We start from the raw sequence: 21,170 nt of genomic DNA, 5'->3' as shown, positions 1-21,170 counted from the left end.
TACGCAGTATCTGCGTCGAATACGCCGACTTTCTAGGAATCGGTCGGTTGAACTGGCAGGCCGTTCGCCTGCCGGAAAATACCCGCTACGCGGATCGCACGAAAAGCGCCATCGCCTCGACATGCGCCGTTTGCGGAAACATGTCCAATACCCCGGCCCGTTCCAGTCGATACCCCTGACGGACCAGCTCCGCCGCATCCCGCGCCAGCGTCGCAGGATTGCACGAAACATAGACCACACGCCGTGCACCTAAAGTAGATATCTGCCTGACCAGCTCGAACGCACCGTCACGCGGCGGGTCCAGCAGTACCGCGGCAAACCCGCCCGTTGCCCATTCGGCTTCCGCCAGCGGCTTCGACAGATCCGCCTGATAAAAGTGCGCCTTCTCCAGGCCGTTGCGCACCGCATTGGTGCGGGCGCGCTCGACCATGTCCTGCACACCTTCGACCGCCACCACTTCGGCGCCGTTGCGCGCCAGCGGCAGAGCGAAATTGCCCAGCCCGCAGAACAGATCCAGCACGCGCTCACCGGCTTCGGCTGCCAGCCAGTCCAGCGCCTGAGCGATCATCGCCTCGTTCACCGGCGCATTGACCTGGACAAAATCGCCCGGACGCCAGTCCAGCTGCACGTCCCATGCGGGCAAGCGATAGCCCAGCGCATGGTCCGCTTCCAGCGGTTGCGGCGGGCCTTCGCCCTGTAGCCAGAGCTGAACGCCCTGCTCCCGTGCAAAATCCGTCAGCCGTTGCAGATCCGCCTGCGCCAGCGCCGCCGTGTGGCGAACCAGTACAGCATCGGCGAAGCCGCTGAACAACTCCACATGGCCCAGCACCTGGGGCTTGTCCAGAGCATGCAGGGTCGCCAGCAACGCCGGCAACAGTGTTTGCAAGGGTTGTACCAGTACAAGGCATTCGTGGATCGAAACGATATCCTGACTGGCAGCGGCACGAAATCCCACGTCCAGCCGCCGCAAACCGGCATTCCAGCGCACCGCCAGCCGCGCTCGCCGGCGATAGCCAAACTCGGGACCGCTCAGCGCGGGCGCCCAGACCTTCGGTTCGATTCCCGCCTGACGTGACAACTGATCGGCGAGGCTGCGCTGCTTGAGCGTCAGCTGATCGCTGGCCGACAGATGCTGCAGGCTGCAGCCGCCGCAGGTTCGCGCATGGGCACAAGGCTCGGCACGGCGCTGCTCGCTGGCGGTCAGCACTCGCTCGCTGCGCGCCTCGACCACCTTGCTGCGTGTCGCCAGCACCCGCGCCTCGACGTTTTCGCCGGGCAAAGCCCCCTCGACGAACCAGGTCCGGCCCTCGACAAAGGCGATACCGCGTCCGTCGTTGGCCAGGCGCTCGACGCTCAGGCGCTGTTTCTTGCCCACCGGGACCTGCGGTTTCTTCTCGCCGCCGCTGGGCTGGAAGCGCAAGCCGCCACCGTGTCGGGCCATCAGTTGCTCCAGCCGATCAGGCTTGCATGATTCAAAACGGCGCCGCTCATTTGGGCTCGTCGTAGACGCCGGTCGACAGGTAACGGTCGCCCCGGTCGCAGATGATGGCGACGATCACTGCGTTCTCGACTTCTTGCGACAGGCGTAGCGCAGCCGCTACCGCGCCACCCGAGGACACCCCGCAGAAAATGCCTTCCTCGCGCGCCAGACGGCGCATCACCTGCTCGGCCTCGGCTTGGGACATATCGACGACACGGTCCACGCGCTCGGCCTGGTAGATCTTCGGCAGGTATTCCTGCGGCCAGCGGCGAATGCCCGGAATCGCCGCGCCCTCCATCGGCTGCAGGCCGATGATCTGCACCTGCGGGTTCTGCTCCTTGAGGTAGCGCGACACGCCCATGATGGTGCCGGTGGTGCCCATGGAACTGACGAAATGGGTGATGCCGCCGCCGGTCTGCTGCCAGAGTTCGGGACCGGTGCTGCTGTAATGCGCCTCGGGGTTATCGCCGTTGGCGAACTGGTCGAGCACCTTGCCACGGCCTTCGGCCTGCATCTTCAGCGCCAGATCGCGGGCGCCTTCCATGCCCTCTTCCTTGCTCACCAGAATCAGCTCGGCGCCATAGGCGGTCATCGCCGCCTTGCGCTCGGCGCTGGAGTTGTCCGGCATGATCAGGATGAATTTGTAGCCCTTGATCGCCGCCGCCATGGCCAGGGCGATGCCGGTATTGCCGGAGGTGGCCTCGATCAGGGTGTCGCCGGGTTTGATGTCGCCACGCGCCTCGGCGCGGGCGATCATCGACAGTGCCGGACGGTCCTTCACAGAGCCAGCCGGATTGTTGCCTTCGAGCTTGACCAGCAGGGTGTTGCTGGTTTCACCGGGCAGGCGTTGCAGGCGAACCAGCGGAGTGTTGCCGACGCAATCGGCAATGGTCGGGTACTGAATAGTCATGGCGTGGTAGAACCGCACGGCGTGAAAAGGCGCACATGATACCGGCATCGACCGATGACGGGCAGATCGCTTTAAAACAGCGACAAGCTGAAAGCGACAAGCGTGATCGCGCTATGGCGTCATCTGCGATGGTCGTTCGATAAAAGCGCTGGAGGCTGGACGGAAAACGCCATGTGCGCTCGAACCTGGGTCGCTTGTCGTTCAGCCTCCAGCTTTCCAGCGCTGTTTTCGGCTCTTTGAGCACATAGCGCGATTGTCCTGTGGCTCCCATGCCTGGGAACGATCCATCCGGCGCCTTTTCTGTAAGCTGTCGGCTAACCTTTCCGCCAGCAGGTAACTCTCCATGCGCAACCCACGCATCGCTCTTCTTTCAAGCCTGCTGTTGATGGCCGTAAGCGCCTGCCATGCCCCTGAACACCTCTCTGAAACGGCACGGATTGCCCCCGAAGCCGCCAGCGGCCATAGCGCCAAGCCCGGCTGGGCCGTCGAACGTTTTGCCGTGGCCGCCGCCAACCCGCTGGCCACCGAAGCCGGTTATGAGATCCTCAAGGCCGGCGGCAGTGCCCTGGACGCTGCCATCGCCGTGCAGATGGTGCTGACCCTGGTCGAGCCGCAATCGAGCGGCATTGGCGGCGGTGCCTACCTGTTGCACTGGGATGGCAAGCGGGTAGCCGCCTTCGATGGCCGCGAAACGGCACCGGCAAGCGTTGATGAAAATCTGTTCCTGAAAGCCGACGGCACACCAATGGGCTTTCTCCAGGCTGTGGCGGGTGGCCGCTCGGTGGGGACCCCCGGCGTTCTGAAGATGCTTGAACTGGCCCACAAGGAACATGGCCGGCTGCCCTGGAAAGACCTGTTCCAGGGCGCCATCGGTCTGGCCGAAAACGGTTTCGAAATCAGTCCGCGCCTGCACACCCTGCTCGCACGGGACCCGGCACTGCGCGACAACCCGCAGGCCGCCACCTTCTACTATCAGGCGGATGGCTCGCCATGGCCGGTTGGTCACCGCCTGCGCAATCCCGCCCTCGCCGCACTGCTGCGCGATATTGCCGAGCAAGGCAGCGCAGCCTTCTATGGGGGACGCAACGCCGAAGCGCTGATCGACCAGGTGAGCCAGCATCCAAGCAATCCGGGACATCTTTCCCTTAGCGATCTGCACAGCTATGAGCCGCGCCAGCTCGACGCCATCTGCACCCTCTGGCAACAGCGTTACCGGGTCTGCGGTTTCCCGCCACCCTCCTCCGGGCATATCACCCAGATGCAGATTCTGGGAATGCTGGAGCACTTCTCGCCGCTGCCGGCGCTGAACCAGGGCGTGCCATCCGCCGACTTTCTGCATCGCTACACCGAGGCGGCGCGCCTGGCCTATGCCGACCGCGCGCAGTACCTGGCCGACCCGGATTTCGTGCCGCCTCCCGGCGGTGACTGGAACAGCCTGCTCGCACCCGGCTATCTGCAACAACGCGCCGCCCTGATCGGCGAACGCAGCATGAAAACGGCCAAAGCCGGCAAGCCGGGATCGATGCCCATCGCGTTCGCCGCGCAACCCGAACAGCCCGAGTACGGCACCAGCCATATCAGTATCGTCGATGCGCAAGGCAATGCGCTGGCGATGACCGCCAGCATCGAGCAGGCCTTCGGCTCGCGCCTGCTCAACGACGGCGGCACCGGCCTGCCGGGCGGCTATCTGCTGAACAACGAACTCACCGATTTCGCCTTCATCCCGCGTGATGCCGAAGGCCGGCCCGTGGCCAACCGCGTCGAAGCGAACAAGCGCCCGCGTTCAAGCATGAACCCGACGCTGGTCTTCGATGCCGAGGATAATCGACTACTGGCCAGCGTGGGTTCACCCGGCGGCTCGGCGATCATCCACTTCACCGCCAAAACGCTGCTGGGCCTGTATGGCTGGGGGCTGGATGCACAGCGGGCAATCGACCTGCCGAACTTCGGCAGCTTCAACGGGCCGACGGTGCTGGAGGCCGGTCGTTTTCCGGCAAGCACCGTCAAATCGCTTGAAGCACGCGGTCACAAGGTCACGGAAACGCCATTGACCAGTGGTCTGCAAGCCATCCAGCGCACGGAAAGCGGCTGGTTCGGCGGCGCCGACCCACGCCGCGAAGGCGTGGTGATGGGGGAATAGCCCGCTCGTCGGGTTGGTGAAGCGTAACCCGACCTACGAACTACGTCCGGGATCACCTTACGTGTGGGGAGACAGACCGTAGCCTGGATTAGCCGAAGGCGTAATCCGGGTTTCAAAAGGCCTAATCCGACAAAGCGAGGCGTAATCCGGCGAATCACCTCGGCCCCACCTGTCGGGTCGGTGAAGCGTGACCGACCTACGGCCCTGAAGCCGCGAATGGAGGTTGGGCCAAGGTCCGCGCCCGATTGAACAGCCCATGCCGTGTTGAGCGCTAGGCGATCCGGGTTTCCTGCTGCAGTCGGTCAATGGCCATATCCAGTTCATCCAGGGCGTGGGCGGCGTTGGGGTGATCCTGCTTGAGCAGGATCTCGCTGCGCTCGCAAGCCGCACGCAGCTGCGGAACTCCGCAATAGCGCGTAGCACCATGCAGCCGATGCACACGGTCGATCAATGCCTGGCGGTCATCCCCTAGCCGCGCCTCACGGATGGACAGACGATCACTCTCCAGAGAAGCCAGCAGCATGCTGATCATTTCTGCCGCCAGATCAGGCTTGCCCGCCGCCAGGCGCAAACCCTCTTCTGTATCCAGCACCTTGAGGTTGTTTTCGGGTGGTGCCTGCTCGACAGGCGCAACACCAACGCTGCGAGGCAATGGCAAGCCGGTCCACTTCAGCACCACCTGCGCCAGCTGCCGTTCGCTGATCGGCTTGGTCAGATAGTCATCCAGTCCGCTCTGCAGCAGCGAACGCTTCTCGCTGGACAGCGCGTGTGCGGTGAGCGCAACAACCGGAAGGGGCGGTTGACCGCTATCGGCCTCCCATTGGCGGATCGCCTCGGTGGCCTGACGACCGTCCATGCCAGGCATCTGCATATCCATGAACACCATGTCGAAGGTTTTGCGCCTGACGGCCTCAAGCGCTTCCTGCCCACTGCTCACCGCCTCAGCCTCACCACCCATATGGATCAGCAGGGTTTCCAGCAGCAGCAGATTGGCGGGGTTGTCGTCGACACAGAGTACCCGTGGCGGACGGCTTGTACTCACCAGCGGAGATTCGACCAAGCCCTGCTGCGGATGCAACAGATCGAGCAGTATCCGCTGCAGTTTGCGCGTGCAGGCAGGCTTGCCCTGCAACTGGGCATGGGTGTGGGATTCGGGCAGCGCTTCATGAAACTGCGCCTGCTCGCTGGTCGGGCATAGCACGATGCACTTGCAGCCGAGCCCTTCGAACTCCCACAGGCGCTGACGCAGTTGCGCAGGCGCAATTTCGCGACCGGTCACGCCAAGCACGGCAGCTTCGACCGGCTGTTCGCCTGCTCGCTGCGCGGCTACCGCTTCCTGCAACTGATCCAGACTGTCGAACGGCAGCACTTTCAGGCCACAGCTTTCCAGCTGGTGCCGCAGCGCCTCGCGGGCCAGCGGGTGCTGTTCGAGCAGCGCGACCCGACGCCCCAGCAGGGCCGGACGCGGCAAGTCTTCAATATCGTCGTGAGCTCTGGGCAGGCTCAGGCTGATCCAGAATTCGGAGCCCTCATCAGGAATGCTGTCGACCCCGATCTCACCACCCATCTGTTCCACCAGGCGCTTGGAAATCACCAGCCCCAGGCCGGTACCGCCCGGCTGGCGCGACAGCGAGTTGTCCGCCTGGCTGAAGGCCTGGAACAGCGCCCGCAGGTCCTGATCGGTCAAACCGATGCCGGTGTCCTGCACGCTGATGCGCAATTGCGCACGATCCGCACGCTCGTCCTCGACCATGGCGCGAACCACGATGGTGCCTTCATTGGTGAACTTGATGGCATTGCTGACCAGGTTGGTCAATATCTGCTTGAGCCGCTGCGGATCGCCCACCAGCGACAGCGGCGTGTCGCGATAGACCAGGCTGACCAGTTCCAGCTGCTTGGCATGCGCCGCCGGGCCGAGGATGGTCAGGGTTTCCTCGATCAGGTCGCGCAGATTGAAGGGTATGTTTTCCAGTATCAGCTTGCCGGCTTCGATCTTGGAGAAGTCGAGAATCTCGTTGATGATGCCCAGCAGGCTGTCGGCGGACTGTTCGATGGTCGCCAGGTAATCCTGCTGACGCGGCGTCAGGTCGCTTTTTTGCAACAGATGAGTGAAGCCGAGTATGCCGTTGAGCGGCGTGCGGATTTCGTGGCTCATGTTGGCGAGGAACTCGGACTTGATCCGGCTCGCCTCCAGGGCTTCCTTGCGCGCCAGATCGAGTTCGATGTTCTGGATTTCAATGGTTTCCAGGTTCTGCCGTACATCCTCGGTGGCCTGATCGATGCTCTGCTGCAATTCCTCGCGAGCGCTGAGCAGGGCCTCGGCCATGCGGTTGATGCCGGCGGCCAGCTCGTCCATCTCGTGACTGCCCAATGCCGGCAGGCGGGTTTCAAGATGGCCGTCCCGAAGTTGCGCCACGGCCACCTTGACCCGATGCAGCGGCTTGCTGATGGCGGTGCTCATGCGTAGCGCCAGCATTGCGGTAATGACCAGCCCGGCGCCGATCAGCAGCAGGCTGGTGAACATGCTGCGGTAGCCACGCAACAGCGTACCCTCGTGCGACAACTCCAGCTCCAGCCAGCCAATCTGTCGCAAATCGCTGTTCTGGGTGTCCCCGGCAAGGTTCAGATGCTTGCCCAGTATCGGCAGCAGAATACGTGTGGTGTCGAGGCTGCTGACCTGGGTCAGGGCTTCGGGGTCGGCTGGCGGCGAGGGCGTGACCATGTTCGGCCCGGCGTGGGCGAGCAGGTTGCGCTCGATACCAAGCACCGTTACCGCACGCACATCCGGCTGGTCGAGCACCTGGTTGAGAATACGCTGCAGGCGCCGACCATAGCCCTGCGCCATGGCCGGCGCGGCCAGCGGTGCCAGCTGCGTGGCAATCAGCTGGCCGCGTTCATCGAGCTGGTGACGCATCTCGCTCAGCTGCATCCAGGAGAAATACGCCCCGAGCACCAGCGCCAGCGCGGTCCCCGGCAGCAACGTCAGCAGCACTACACGACTCTTTATTCCCAGGTCCTTGAGCATGGATCCATTCCCATGATTGCCAGCTTGGCAGTGTAGCGGCTCGACGAAGGGGAATCTGCCCTGTCACCTGACCGAACGGCTGGAGTCAGCTGAATCAGTCCAGGCCGCGAATGTCCTTGCCGTTGAAGTCCGGCAGTTTCCAGCCAAAACTCATGGCCAGCACGCGGAACAGGAAACCGCTGCCCAAGGCCAGTAATGTCGCGACCGAGCTGTTGACCTCCAGCCAGAGCATGCCCACGTAGAACACGCCAGTGAACAGCGCCACCGTGGCATAGAGTTCGCGCTGCAGCACCAGCGGCACCTGATTGCAGAGGATGTCGCGCAGCAGACCGCCGAAGATACCGGTGATCACCCCGGCCAGCACCACGATGGACGGGTGCGCCTCCATTTCCATCGCCACGCCGCAGCCGATGACCGTGAAAGCCACCAGCCCCAGGCCATCGACCAGCAGAAACACCTGACGCAGGTGATGCATATGCCGCGCGATCATGGCGGTGACGATGGCCGCGCCGATGGTGAAGCTGAGGTACTCGGGATTGGCGATCCAGCCCACCGGATAGTGCCCGAGCAACACGTCACGCGCCGTGCCGCCGCCAAGCGCGGTGACGGTGCCCAACAGGCAGATGCCGAACAGGTCCATACCGCGCCGCATGCCCATGATGGCCCCGGACATGGCCTCGGCCGTGATCGCGATCAGATAGATAGTGTGCAACAGGGTCACGGCAACTCCAGAGCGGGCAGGGTGAAAGGCGGCGCGATTATGAGGCACACTGCGCCTGAACTGTTGTAGCTAAGCAAATTTAGGCAATACAAATATTTACTTAACCGGAGCAGCGCGCCGTGCATCTCGACCCCCGACAGACCGAGGCCTTCCGCGCCGTCATCAGGACTGGCAGCTTCGAGCAGGCCGCTGTGCACCTGCACCTGACGCCACCGGCGATTTCGCAGCGCGTGCGCGCCCTGGAAAGCACCCTGGGCAACGCCCTGGTGGTACGCAGCCGTCCCTGTCGCCCGACCGAGATCGGCCAGCGGCTGCTGCAATACCTCAAGCGCGCCACCCTGCTGGAAGCCGATCTGCTGGCCGACCTGGCCGAGCGCAGCGACGCACCGCTGGTGGTGGTCGCAGCGCTGAATGCCGACAGCCTCGGTACTTGGTTCTTCCCGGCCCTGGCCGAGGTGCTGATGCGCGAGCGCGTGCTGCTCGACCTGACCGTCGAAGACCAGGACCACACCTACAGCCTGCTGGAAACCGGCCTGGCCATCGGCTGCATCAGCACCGAACCCAAACCCATGCGTGGCTGCAGCGCAAGCCCGCTGGGCAGCATGCGCTATCGCCTGGTGGCCTCAAGCGAATTTCGCCAGCAGTACTTCGCCACTGGCCTGACCCGCAACGCGGCGCGCAAGGCCCCGGTGGTCGCCTATACCCGCAAGGACCGCCTCACCTCATCCTTCCTGCTGCGCCAGCTGGGCCTGCCGGAAGGCGCCTATCCCTGCCACTACGTGCCCGGCACCGAAGCGCGCTTCAATGCCATCCGCTTTGGCCTGGGTTACGGCATGGTGCCGGAACTGCTGCTGCACGAGGCCCTGGCCCAGGGCACCCTGGTCGATCTGGCCGGCGCTGCGCCGCTGGACATCTCGCTGTACTGGCACACCTGGAAGGTGCAATCACCCAGAATGGAAAACCTCTCGCGACAGATTCTCGCAGCCGCCCCGAAGATCCTCGCCCGCCCCGACGAAGCCGCCGTGGCCTCGGAGACATGAGCCCGATGAGCCCTCAACCGTCCCATCCCGCCTGCTGCTCGCCGCTGCTCGACCACTGGCCCCTGCCACGCGCCCTGCCCGGCGTGCGGTTGCTCAGCACCCGTTTCGACCCAAGCCTGCTGGAGGCCGAGGATTTCAGCCGCTGGGACATTCCAATGCCGGACGCGGTGAGCAAGCGCCAGGCCGAATTTCTCGCCGGACGCCTCTGCGCCCATGAAGCGCTGCGCAGGGTCACCGGCGTAGCGGGCATACCCGCCATTGGCGAAGACCGCGCGCCCTGCTGGCCCACAGGCGTGGTCGGCTCCATCACCCACGGTGCCGGCTGGGCGGCGGCGGTGGCGGCGCCCAGCGAGCAGTGGCGCGGGCTGGGGCTGGATGTGGAAAGGCTGCTGCCGGTGGCACGCGCCGACCGCCTGGTCGGCGAAATCCTCACCCCCCGCGAGCAGGAAGGCTACGCCGCGCTGGATGACACGCAGCGTGCGCTGCGGGTGACCCTGACCTTCTCGATCAAGGAAAGCCTGTTCAAGGCGCTCTATCCCCTGGTGCACAAGCGCTTCTATTTCCAGGAAGCCGAGTTGCTCCACCACGACAGCAGCGGCCATGCACGCCTGCGTCTGTTGAATGACCTTTCGCAAGAGTGGAAAAGCGGCACCGAACTGGAGGGGCAGTTCGTACAGTTCGAGAATTATCTGCTGAGCCTCGTCAGCATCCCGAGATAGGCCGTCGCTTCGCAAGAGGATCACACCGCAACGCCGAACGTGTTCGGCCTGTGCGCCCCCCTGCGGTCGAATGAATTCGACCCTACAGGGCAAGAGCAAACCGTAGGGTCGAACGTGTTCGACCTGTGCTCCCCTGCGATCGAATGAATTCGACCCTACAGCAAGAGCAAACCGTAGGGCCAAACTTGTTCGGCCTGTGTGCCCCCTGCGGTCGAATGAATTCGACCCTACGGGACAACCTGCCTGCGCGGCCAGGCCAGGCTGAAGCAGGCGCCACCCAGCTCACTGCGGCTGATCTGCGCGCGGCCACCGTGCCAGTAGGCAATCCGCCGCACGATGGACAACCCCAGCCCATGCCCGCCGGAGGCCCGCGTGCGGCTGTCGTCCAGACGCAGGAAGGGCGTGAATACCTTCTCCCAATCCGCCTCCGGCACGCCCGGCCCGTCATCGTCGACGCTCAGACTCGCCCGTTCAACATCCAGTGCAAAGCTCACCAGCACCCGCGTTTCGGCATGACGCATGGCGTTACTGACCAGATTGATCAACGCTCGACGCAGATAATGCGGCTCGGCCTCGACCTGGCTGTCATCACCGAGCGTCACACGAACGCCACACTCGATCCGGATATCCGGGCGCAACGGCGCCAGCTCGACGATCACCTGATCGACCAGCGTGCCCAGGTCGATGTTCTGGAAATTCAGCGCTGGCGAGCCGCGTTCGAGCCGGGTATAGACCAGCATTTCATCCACCAGCCGGTCGAGGTCGTCGATATCGGCGTCCATGCCCTGCAGGTATTTATCCCGCGCCTGGGCATTCTGCGCCTCGGCGGTCATCTCCAGGCCGAAGCGCAGGCGCGCCACCGGCGTGCGCAGCTCGTGGGCCACCGCGCTGACCATCTCGCGCTGCACTGCCAGCAGTCGTTGCAGGTGAACGGCCATGCCATTGAAGGCCCTCGCCAGCTGCCCCACCGAATCGGTGCCGGCGTCCGGCACGCGCGTGGCCAGGTTGCCATTGGCGATGCGTGTGGCGGCACTTTCCACCTCGCGCAGACGCCGTTCCAGCTGGCGCACCAGCAGATAGACCGTCAGCCCGATCAGCGTCAGCCCGAGTGCACCGATCAGCAGCAACAGGTGCGGCGGATAGGGGTTGAACGGGTACAGCGGTCCCAGCGCCATGATCCGGGAGGTGCCGGATACCGCCGCGAATACGCGAATCGCCTCGCCGCCCCGGTCCAGTGCCATCACCGTATCACCCTCGTCAAGGCGACGACGCTGGTCGTCATCAAGGCTGGCGCTGTCGCGCGTGAGCAGTTCTAGGGCATAGCCGAAACCGTGGGTCTGCTTGAGTTCGGCCAGGCGCTGCGGCTGTTCGTCTTCGGGAAAGCGGATCAGCTCGTCAATCAGCAGATAGATGGTTGCACGCGCCAGTTGCTCACTGATCTGTTCGACTTCGGCGGTCAGCACCAGCCTGTCGGTGTCGCTGACCAGCGCAAAGACGGTCGTACTGTGCGGGCGCAGTTTCTCCACCAGCACCTGCCCACGCAGCAGTCGCGCCTCCAGGCGGCTTTCCAGATTGACGTCATCCAGGGTACGCACCCGCAATGGCACGCCCAGCAAACGGCCCCAGAGGTTGGCCGCCTGGCGCCGCTCGATGGGCGTCATGCTCTGCATGTTGTGCGCCATCAGGCGGAAGGTGCCACTGGCCAGCGTCTCCCGATGGCGGTCGGCACGTACCTCGTTGAGCAACTGCAGACCGCCCGCGCCCAGCAGCGCGACCAGCACCAGTACGGCGAGCATGCCGCCGTAGATACGCAGGAAGATGGAGTTCACTGCAGCGCTTGCGCCGCTTCGGAGACGAAAAGGTAGCCCTTGCCGCGCACCGTCTTGATCAACCGCGGGTGCTCGGGATCGTCGCCGATGCGGGGCCGGATGCGCGAAATGCGTACATCGATGGAGCGATCCTGACCGTCGTATTCGATACCGCGCAGTTCGGCAAAGATTTCCTCGCGGGACATGATCCGCCCCGGATTGGACGTCAGCAGCCAGAGCAGGTCGAACTCCGCCCCGGTCAGTTCGATGCCCTCGCCGCGCAACCAGGCCTCGCGCAGGGCACTGTCGATCACCAGCGGACCATATTGCAGCCGCTTGCTGTGCGTGGTTGGCGCTTCAAGATGTTCGCGGCGCCGCAACAGGGCACGAATCCGCGCCAGCAGCAGCCGGGGACGCACCGGCTTGCAGACATAATCGTCGGCGCCGGTTTCCAGGCCCAGTACCTGATCGAGGTCGTCGGCGCGGGCGGTCAGCATCAGGATCGGACCCTCGTAGCGCTCGCGCACCTTGCGGCAGACGCTCAGGCCGTCTTCGCCCGGCAGCATCAGGTCGAGCACCACCAGATCGGGCCGCCCGTTGATGATGCGTTCGACCGCTTGGGCACCATCGGCCTCGATCGATACCTGCAAGCCGTTGCCTTCGAGATACTCCCGGGTCAGCTCGGCCAACCGCTGGTCATCTTCGACAATCAGGATGTTCCACGACTCTTGATCCACCATGCGCCCTCCCCCTGAAGCATCGGCGGCATTGTAGCGTCACGTCGGCACCGCAGGGCAGCGCCGCAACCGTCGCACCGGGCTTGCCCATTTCCAGCCAGCCCTCATTTTAAACGCCTTGGCAAGCACGCCACCCACTTTGACAAAACACTATATGTAGTGTTTGGCCGGAAACACTCCCAAGCGCGAACCGGGCGCCGGCGAAGGGCATTTCGTCCGGTTGGCGGCTAACCCGGCAGTGGTGCGGGCCGGTGATTTTTAACCCACAAACGACCCACATGTTATCCACAGCTTGTTCAATCCTGGCGCCTTGCACAAAGCGAAACCCGGCATTATCGTGTCGCCCCTGACGATAAAGACCCCATATGTTGGGTTGAGAAGAACCATCAAGCACAACTGACGACAAAAGCAAGCGAAATAATTTTAGCCCGGCCTTTCCGCCCAAATCCTCCTTTCGAAGACCCGGCAAACCACTTTCGGGCTGCGCTCCCGACGCCAATGCCCTTGATTGTGCTCAATTCCAGAAATGGTGTACCCGAGGACCAGCTCACACTACATGTAGTGTTTTGAGGTTGTGAACTTCACGACTGATGACTATCCTTCGGGACAATCGATTCGCCACACCCAGACAGGTGAGAAATTCCCTTTTGTTGTCCCGCGCCGGCGAGCCGGCGCGTATTCATTGCAAGTACGAACCTTACGTGCCATCGAGACAGAGAGAATCCGGAGACCCCATGCAGAACGATTCCATTCGCGAGAACCCGCAGGCAGCCGAGACCACGCTGGATCTGGCCGCCACCGCGCCGGGCCAGTTGCGCGTGATCAAGCGCAACGGCACTGTCGTCGCCTACACCGATGACAAGATCACCGTGGCCATCACCAAGGCCTTTCTCGCAGTGGAAGGCGGCAACGCCGCCGCATCAAAGCGCATCCACGACACCGTCGCGCGCCTGACCGAGCAGGTCACCGCCACCTTCAAGCGCCGCATGCCCTCGGGCGGCACCATCCACATCGAGGAAATCCAAGACCAGGTCGAACTGGCCCTGATGCGTGCCGGCGAGCAGAAGGTCGCCCGCGACTACGTGATCTACCGCGAAGCGCGTAGCCAGGAGCGCAAGCGTGGTGCCGTCGATACTCCGGTCGACGCCCACCCGAGCATCCGCATCAAGCGTACCGACGGCAGCCTGGCGCCGCTGGACCTGGGCCGCCTGAACACCATCATCAACGAAGCCTGCGAAGGTCTCGCCGAAGTCGATGGCGCGCTGATCGAGCGCGAAACCCTGAAGAACCTCTACGACGGTGTCGCGGAAAAAGATGTCAACACCGCCCTGGTGATGACCGCGCGCACCCTGGTCGAGCGCGAGCCGAACTATTCCTACGTCACCGCCCGCCTGCTGATGGATACCCTGCGCGCCGAAGCACTGGGCTTCCTCGACGTCGCCGAAGCCGCCACCCACCACGAGATGGCCGACCTCTATGCCAAGGCGCTGCCGGCCTACGTTGAAAAAGGTGTCGAGTTCGAACTGCTCGACCCACGCCTGAAGGAATTCGACCTGGCCAAGCTGGGCGCCGCGATCAACCACGAGCAGGACCAGCAGTTCACCTACCTCGGCCTGCAGACGCTCTACGACCGCTACTTCATCCACAAGGACAACATCCGCTTCGAGCTGCCGCAGATCTTCTTCATGCGCGTCGCCATGGGCCTGGCTATCGAGGAAGAACAGCGCGAAGCCCGCGCCATCGAGTTCTACAACCTGCTGTCGTCCTTCGACTACATGGCTTCCACGCCGACCCTGTTCAACGCCGGCACCTTGCGTCCGCAGCTGTCCTCCTGCTACCTGACCACCGTGCCGGACGACCTGGGCGGCATCTACGATTCCATCCGCGATAACGCCCTGCTCTCCAAGTTCGCCGGCGGCCTGGGCAACGACTGGACCCCGGTGCGCGCGCTGGGCGCCTACATCAAGGGCACCAACGGCAAGTCCCAGGGCGTCGTGCCCTTCCTGAAAGTGGTCAACGACACCGCCGTGGCCGTGAACCAGGGCGGCAAGCGCAAGGGCGCGGTCTGCGCCTATCTGGAAACCTGGCACCTGGACATCGAGGAGTTCCTCGAGCTGCGCAAGAACACCGGTGACGACCGCCGCCGCACCCACGACATGAACACCGCCAACTGGATTCCGGACCTGTTCATGAAGCGCGTGTTCGACGACGGCAAGTGGACCCTGTTCTCGCCGAGCGAAGTACCCGACCTGCACGACCTCACCGGCAAGGCCTTCGAGGAGCGCTACGAGTACTACGAGGCCATGATCGAGTACGGCAAGATCAGGAACTTCAAGACCCTGCAGGCCAAGGATCTGTGGCGCAAGATGCTCTCCATGCTGTTCGAGACCGGCCACCCCTGGCTGACCTTCAAGGATCCGTGCAACCTGCGCAGCCCGCAGCAGCACGTCGGCGTGGTGCACAGCTCCAACCTCTGCACCGAGATCACGCTGAACACCAACAAGGACGAAATCGCCGTCTGCAACCTGGGCTCGGTCAACCTGCCGAACCACATCGTCGACGGCAAGCTCGACACCGCCAAGCTGGAGCGCACCGTGCGCACCGCCGTGCGGATGCTCGATAACGTCATCGACATCAACTACTACTCGGTGCCGCAGGCGCGCAATTCCAACTTCAAGCACCGCCCGGTGGGCCTGGGCATCATGGGCTTCCAGGACGCGCTGTACCTGCAGCACATCCCGTACGGTTCCGATGCCGCCATCGACTTTGCCGACAAGTCCATGGAAGCGGTCAGCTACTACGCCATCCAGGCCTCCTGCGACCTGGCCGACGAGCGTGGCGCCTACGAGACCTTCCAGGGCTCGCTGTGGAGCCAGGGCATCCTGCCGCTGGATTCGCAGCAGATCCTCATCGAAGCTCGTGGCCAGAAGTACATCGACGTCGACCTTTCCGAGTCCCTGGACTGGGCCCCGGTACGTGCCCGCGTCAAGAACGGCATCCGCAACTCGAACATCATGGCCATCGCGCCGACCGCGACCATCGCCAACATCACCGGCGTGTCGCAGTCCATCGAGCCGACCTACCAGAACCTGTACGTGAAATCGAACCTGTCCGGCGAATTCACCGTGATCAACCCCTACCTGGTACGCGACCTCAAGGCGCGCGGCCTGTGGGACGCGGTGATGATCAACGACCTCAAGTACTACGACGGTTCGGTGCAGCAGATCGAGCGCATCCCGCAGGAGCTCAAAGACCTCTACGCAACCGCCTTCGAAGTGGAAACCAAGTGGATCGTCGACGCCGCCAGCCGCCGTCAGAAGTGGATCGACCAGGCGCAGTCGCTGAACCTCTACATCGCCGGCGCCAGCGGCAAGAAGCTCGACGTGACCTACCGCATGGCCTGGTACCGTGGCCTGAAAACCACCTACTACCTCCGTGCCCTGGCCGCGACCAGCACCGAGAAATCCACCGTCAACACCGGCAAGCTCAACGCCGTATCCAACGGCAGCGGCGACGGCTTCAGCGGCGCGCCGGCGAAGGCGGCTCCGGCCCCGGAACTGTCCGCCGGCCCGGCACCAGTACCAAAAGCTTGTGCCATCGATGAGCCCGACTGCGAAGCCTGCCAGTAACAGCAGCTGCAAGCTGCAAGCCATAAGCGACCAGCTGAAAAGCAGCGATTGCCGCAGTGTGCAGTCACGACGGGCCGGATCGAACTCCCGATCCGGCCCCAACACCGACCCCCTTGCAGCTTGAAGCTTGCCGCTTGAAGCTGCTCCTGAAAGGAGCCTCCCCCATGCTGAGCTGGGACGAATTCGACGAAGAAGAAACCACCACTGCCGCGCCGGTCGCCGCTACCGCACAGCCCGCGCAACAGAACACCGCCAAGCTGGACAACGAAGCCGCCGGCTCCGTCGAAGAAGCCCGCGCCGTCGCCGCTGACGACTCCGCTGCCATCGCCCGCGCCAAGCAGGCGCTCAACGAGCTCGACATTCGCGAAGGCCTCGCCGAACTCGAAGGCGAATCCGCCCGCGTTCACGTCGGCGACAAGCAGATGATCAACGCCCGCGCCGACCTCAACCAGCTCGTACCCTTCAAGTACGACTGGGCCTGGCAGAAGTATCTGGATGGTTGCGCCAACCACTGGATGCCGCAGGAAGTGAACATGAACGCCGACATCGCCCTGTGGAAGAGCCCGGACGGCCTCTCCGAGGACGAGCGCCGCATTGTCAAGCGCAACCTCGGCTTCTTCTCCACTGCCGACAGCCTGGTCGCCAACAATCTCGTGCTGGCCGTGTACCGCCTGATCACCAACCCCGAATGCCGCCAGTACATCCTGCGCCAGGCCTTCGAAGAGGCGATCCACACCCACGCCTACCAGTACTGCATCGAGTCCCTGGGCATGGATGAAGGCGAGATCTTCAACATGTACCACGAGATCCCGAGCGTCGCGAAGAAAGCCTCCTGGGGCCTCAAGTACACCCGCTCCATCTCCGACCCGACCTTCCAGACCGGCACCGTCGAGACGGACAAAGAGTTCCTGCGCAACCTCATCGCCTACTACTGCGTACTGGAAGGCATCTTCTTCTACTGCGGCTTCACCCAGATCCTCTCCATGGGCCGCCGCAACAAGATGACCGGCACCGCCGAGCAGTTCCAGTACATTCTGCGCGACGAGTCCATGCACCTGAACTTCGGCATCGACGTGATCAACCAGATCAAGATCGAAAACCCCCACCTTTGGGACGCCGCCATGAAGGACGAAGCGACCCAGATGATCCTCCAGGGCACCCAACTGGAAATCGAATACGCCCGCGACACCATGCCCCGCGGCGTGCTCGGCATGAACGCGGCGATGATGGAGGACTACCTCAAGTTCATCGCCAACCGGCGTCTGACGCAGATTGGTTTGAAAGAGGAATATCCGGGCACCACCAACCCGTTCCCATGGATGAGCGAGATCATGGACCTCAAGAAGGAAAAGAACTTCTTTGAGACGCGGGTGATTGAGTATCAGACGGGTGGGGCTTTGAGCTGGGATTGACAGCATGACAAAACGCTATCTGTGGCGCGCCACATCGACCTGCGAGATTACTCAGCAGAGCCATTTAAGCCTCGCATCACGCGAGGCCACCTAATGAGTTAACAAACCACGCTCAAACTCCATCTATTACCAACGCCACACTAACAGCATAATTAAAAGGACTTTTCATGCATCTTGTAACTAAATCATACTTCGACGGCTTCTGCAGAGACTTCGGCGCGCCGTACGATGAATCTAAAAACTTCGAAGCCTTCGTTAATTACTGTGTTTTCTCCAAATATTCAGGAGACAGCGTTGAAGTTAGCGACCTTGTTTATGAAGGCTCAGACCCAGGCATTGATGGCGCACTGCTATTCCTTGACGATCGCGCTGTATTCTCTCCAGAGGAACTCGATGAAATATTCAAAGGCACACGGCGAGAATATCAGGTATCAATAATCCTGACACAAGCAAAAAGATCTACAAGCTGGTCGAAACAGGAAATTGATTCTTTTGTTGCTGCCATTGTTGACTATCTATCAGAGGAGCCAGCCCAGCCTCATAGCCAGTATCTAGCCGACTTCAAGTGTATGTTTACAAAGATATACGAGAACATAGGCCGGATCAAAGGTGGACTCCCAGCTTTACACGCCTATTTCCTCACAGCAGCCCCCGACACGGATGCGGTGGAAATCAATGCTGCCTTTCAGGTTGGTGAATCTGCACTAAAAAAAATGGGCTACTCTAACGAAACCCTTTTAATAAAAGCACACCGAGATACTATTCATGACCTTTGGCTTTCGGCTGATGGCCCGATGGAGACAAAGCTCGCAACCATTGGATATGCTCCATTTCCCGCCGCGCCAAATATCAACAATGCTTACGTCGCTACCGTAGCAGCACGTAGCTTTATTGACTCGATTCTTAAGGACCAAAACGGCACTCCACGCAAGAAGCTCTTTGAAGAAAACGTCAGAGACTTCCTAGGCGTTGATGTAGATGTAAACTCAGAGATTGCCGAAACCTTGAACAACGGAGATAAAAAACAGAGATTCGGCCTAATGAATAACGGTGTAACGATCGTTGCATCAAGCGTTCGACCCGCCGGCCAAGAAATTTACATAAGAGACTTCCAAATTGTAAATGGCTGCCAGACTTCTAACGTATTGATCTCATTAGACAGCCAGGTCGACAACTCCGTAAGCTTAATGGTAAAGCTTATTGAGGCCGACGAACCAGCAATAATTGACGACATTGTTCGCGCGACCAACAGACAATCAAAGGTCGAAGACGCTCAGTTCATATCGACATTATCTGCCCTCCGCGATCTGGAGCAATACTTCAATGCCAGAGGCGCAGGAGAAGCCAATAGAATCTATTTTGAACGCAGAAAAGGTCAATATCGACCAGAAAATGTCGCACCAGTGAGAATTTTCGATGTAAGAGAGACAGCACGCTGCTATGCTGCAGTTGCCATGATGCGTCCAGACCTAGCAAGTCGATATCCAAATAGACTTACTGGCGAGCTTCTGAATGATGTTTTCGCAACTGGCGCGCAAGAGGAGGATTACTATACGGCTTGCTACATTCATTATCGCCTGAGGATGCTAACTTCTAACAAGCGATTTGACGGCAAGTACTCAAAGCTAAGATGGCACCTAATGACGGCCGCAGCCAAATATTGCGCGATCAAGCATAAAGGACTTGGCTGCAAGACGAAAAACGAGGCGCTCTACAATCTATTCTCCGCAAATGACGGGATATGGTTCGAAAGGCTTGACCTGATCATAAAAACGGCAATTCCTGACCCGGACATTTCACGCGACCTGCTTAAATCGCCTCCTCTTACCGCAACGGTCCTTGCAAACATTGACTCGTTACTCGTTTGAATAACGAGGTAGCTTGGAAGGAGAAAAGGGGACAGATTTATTTTCGGCAGCCATCGCGCCGCTCGCGCTTCCCCGTCACGCTTTCCTCGCCCCCACCGACAGGTTTCGCCTTGCACGGCGAGTCACTTTCTCTGTAAGCGCTCCATAAACCCCGCCCGCCAGGACGGGATTTATTTTCAGGAAGCAGGAGCAGAAGCCGGCGAGCAGTTCCAAGGCAGCAGCGCTTCGTAGTCCTCAACGTTCTGTGCTGTTGGCAGGCGTTCGAGGATGTGGCGCAGCCAGGCGTAAGGCTCCTGGCCATTGGCCTTGGCGGTTTCGATCAGGCTGTAGATCTGCGCGCTGGCCGTGGCGCCCTTGGGCGTGTCGCTGAACAGCCAGTTCTTGCGGCCGATGACGAAGGGGCGGATGGCGTTCTCGGCGCGGTTGTTGTCGATAGGCAGGTGCCCACCTTCGACGTAGCGCACCAGGCGGCTCCAGTTGCTGGCCAGGTAGTTCACCGCCTTGCCCAGGGCCGTCTGCCCGGCGACCTGCGGCTGGGTTTTGTCGAGCCAGGCCTTGAGCTGGTCGAGCAGTGGCTGACTGCGTTGCTGCCGGGCGGCCAGGCGCTCGCTGTCGTCGGTGTCTTTCAGGTCGCGCTCGATGCCGTAGAGCTTGTTGATCAGGTTCAGCGCCATGTCGGCCCGGCCGGTCTTGCCCTTAGGCTGCACCTTCTGCGCCTCGAGGAACTTGCGTCGCGCATGCGCCCAGCAGGCCAGACGTTCGATGCCCTCTTGCGCGGCCACAGCGTTGTAGCCGGCGTAGTCGTCGGTCATCAGGTAGCCGCGATAGCCGTCGAGCAGGCGCAACGGCACCTCCTGCGCGCGGCTGGTGCTGTAGTCGAAGAGGATTACCGGCTTGTCCGGCGGCCCACCGCTTTGCACCCACATCCAGGACTGCGCGGTGGGATCGCGTCCCGGTTCATGCAGCACCTGCAGGCGCGTTTCGTCGCAGTGCAAAACGGGGTATTCGAGCAGCTTGTCGCGCAGCAGGTTGAGCAGCGGTTGCAGTTGCTCGCCGCACTGGATCACCCAGCGCGCCAGGGTCTGGCGTGGTATGTCGATACCGTGGCGGCTGAGCATCTTCTCGAAGCGGTACAGCGGGATGCCGTCGGCGTACTTGGTGGTCAGCAGCATGGCCAACACGCTGGGGCTGGCCAGGCTCTTCTCGATCAGTTGGGCCGGCTTGTCGGCAGTGATCGGCGCCGCTTCGCAGGCCTTGCAGGCGTAGGTCTTGCGGATATGGCGGATGACCCGCACCTGCATCGGGATGATCTCCAGCTGTTCGCTGGTCTCCTCGCCGATGACCTGTTTGCAGGCGCCACAGGCGCAAGTCAGCTCGTGCTCGGGCAGGTCGTGGATGACCTCGACACGCGGCAGGTTGGCCGGCAACGGCTTGCGCTTGCCACGGCGCTTGACCGGCGCAACGATTTCTTCGGCTTCGGCTTCGGCTTCGGCTGGCGCGGCGGACAGCGCTTCGATCAGCTCTTCGGCCTCGTTGAACATGGCCAACTGCGGCGAGTCGGTATCTTCAGGGCTGCGCTCGGACTTGGGCGAGAACAACTTGTGGCGCAGCAGAGCAACTTGTTCTTGGAGTTGCGCCACTTTTCCGTGCGCCAACAGCAACATCTGCTTGAGCAGGACGG

13 protein-coding genes are annotated in these 21,170 nt (G+C 62.0%); 6 read left to right on the top strand and 7 right to left on the bottom strand.

Going from position 1 to position 21,170, the window contains the following annotated elements; translation table 11 throughout:
* Positions 1-85: 85 nt before the first annotated feature.
* The gene (rlmD, locus tag G7020_RS03835; protein WP_181082614.1) at positions 86-1,441 is read right to left on the bottom strand and encodes a 23S rRNA (uracil(1939)-C(5))-methyltransferase RlmD; all 1,356 of its coding nucleotides are present in this window, start codon (positions 1,439-1,441) and stop codon (positions 86-88) included.
* A gap of 46 nt (positions 1,442-1,487) precedes the next feature.
* Positions 1,488-2,390, bottom strand: coding sequence for a cysteine synthase CysM (gene cysM, locus G7020_RS03830; protein WP_181082613.1), 903 nt, complete (start codon positions 2,388-2,390; stop codon positions 1,488-1,490).
* A gap of 343 nt (positions 2,391-2,733) precedes the next feature.
* On the opposite strand from cysM, the gene G7020_RS03825 reads away from it, so the two are divergent.
* Positions 2,734-4,530, top strand: a complete 1,797-nt coding sequence (locus G7020_RS03825) for a gamma-glutamyltransferase family protein (protein ID WP_181082612.1) — start codon at positions 2,734-2,736, stop codon at positions 4,528-4,530.
* 271 nt (positions 4,531-4,801) lie between these two features.
* On the opposite strand, the gene G7020_RS03820 is transcribed toward G7020_RS03825, so the two are convergent.
* Both G7020_RS03820 and G7020_RS03815 read right to left on the bottom strand, forming a co-directional pair.
* Positions 4,802-7,555 carry a response regulator gene (locus G7020_RS03820; protein WP_181082611.1) on the bottom strand — a complete coding sequence of 918 codons (2,754 nt, stop codon included), beginning with the start codon at positions 7,553-7,555 and terminating at the stop codon, positions 4,802-4,804.
* Between the two features lie 94 nt (positions 7,556-7,649).
* Positions 7,650-8,276 carry a TRIC cation channel family protein gene (locus G7020_RS03815; protein ID WP_181082610.1) on the bottom strand — a complete coding sequence of 209 codons (627 nt, stop codon included), beginning with the start codon at positions 8,274-8,276 and terminating at the stop codon, positions 7,650-7,652.
* A 119-nt stretch (positions 8,277-8,395) separates the two neighbouring features.
* Between G7020_RS03815 and G7020_RS03810 the strand changes: the two genes are divergently transcribed.
* The gene (locus tag G7020_RS03810) at positions 8,396-9,316 is read left to right on the top strand and encodes an HTH-type transcriptional regulator ArgP (protein ID WP_181082609.1); all 921 of its coding nucleotides are present in this window, start codon (positions 8,396-8,398) and stop codon (positions 9,314-9,316) included.
* Between the two features lie 5 nt (positions 9,317-9,321).
* A complete protein-coding gene (locus G7020_RS03805; RefSeq protein ID WP_181082608.1) occupies positions 9,322-10,035 on the top strand; it encodes a 4'-phosphopantetheinyl transferase family protein in 714 nt (237 codons plus the stop codon).
* 227 nt (positions 10,036-10,262) lie between these two features.
* On the opposite strand, the gene G7020_RS03800 is transcribed toward G7020_RS03805, so the two are convergent.
* The gene (locus G7020_RS03800; protein WP_181082607.1) at positions 10,263-11,864 is read right to left on the bottom strand and encodes an ATP-binding protein; all 1,602 of its coding nucleotides are present in this window, start codon (positions 11,862-11,864) and stop codon (positions 10,263-10,265) included.
* Positions 11,861-12,580, bottom strand: coding sequence for a response regulator (locus tag G7020_RS03795; RefSeq protein ID WP_181082761.1), 720 nt, complete (start codon positions 12,578-12,580; stop codon positions 11,861-11,863). The genes G7020_RS03800 and G7020_RS03795 overlap by 4 nt, the downstream gene beginning before the upstream one ends.
* Before the next feature lie 734 nt (positions 12,581-13,314).
* Between G7020_RS03795 and G7020_RS03790 the strand changes: the two genes are divergently transcribed.
* The 3 genes from G7020_RS03790 to G7020_RS03780 all read left to right on the top strand — a co-directional run bounded on the left by G7020_RS03790 (position 13,315) and on the right by G7020_RS03780 (position 19,489).
* Complete coding sequence (locus tag G7020_RS03790; protein WP_181082606.1) at positions 13,315-16,209, top strand: ribonucleoside-diphosphate reductase subunit alpha; 2,895 nt, start codon at positions 13,315-13,317, stop codon at positions 16,207-16,209.
* Positions 16,210-16,373: 164 nt separating this feature from the next.
* Positions 16,374-17,621 (top strand): ribonucleotide-diphosphate reductase subunit beta, encoded by a 1,248-nt coding sequence (locus tag G7020_RS03785; RefSeq protein WP_181082605.1) that lies wholly within the window; start codon positions 16,374-16,376, stop codon positions 17,619-17,621.
* A gap of 167 nt (positions 17,622-17,788) precedes the next feature.
* Positions 17,789-19,489 (top strand): AIPR family protein, encoded by a 1,701-nt coding sequence (locus tag G7020_RS03780; RefSeq protein ID WP_181082604.1) that lies wholly within the window; start codon positions 17,789-17,791, stop codon positions 19,487-19,489.
* 176 nt (positions 19,490-19,665) lie between these two features.
* On the opposite strand, the gene tnpC is transcribed toward G7020_RS03780, so the two are convergent.
* On the bottom strand, positions 19,666-21,170 hold a 1,505-nt coding region (tnpC, locus tag G7020_RS03775; protein WP_423835550.1), incomplete at its 5' end, for an IS66 family transposase.

It is taken from the genome of Stutzerimonas stutzeri, assembly GCF_013522825.1.
Classification (GTDB): domain Bacteria; phylum Pseudomonadota; class Gammaproteobacteria; order Pseudomonadales; family Pseudomonadaceae; genus Stutzerimonas; species Stutzerimonas stutzeri_AK.
Note: the sequence above shows the minus strand (reverse complement) of the source record. Positions and strands in the feature narration are given on the sequence as shown.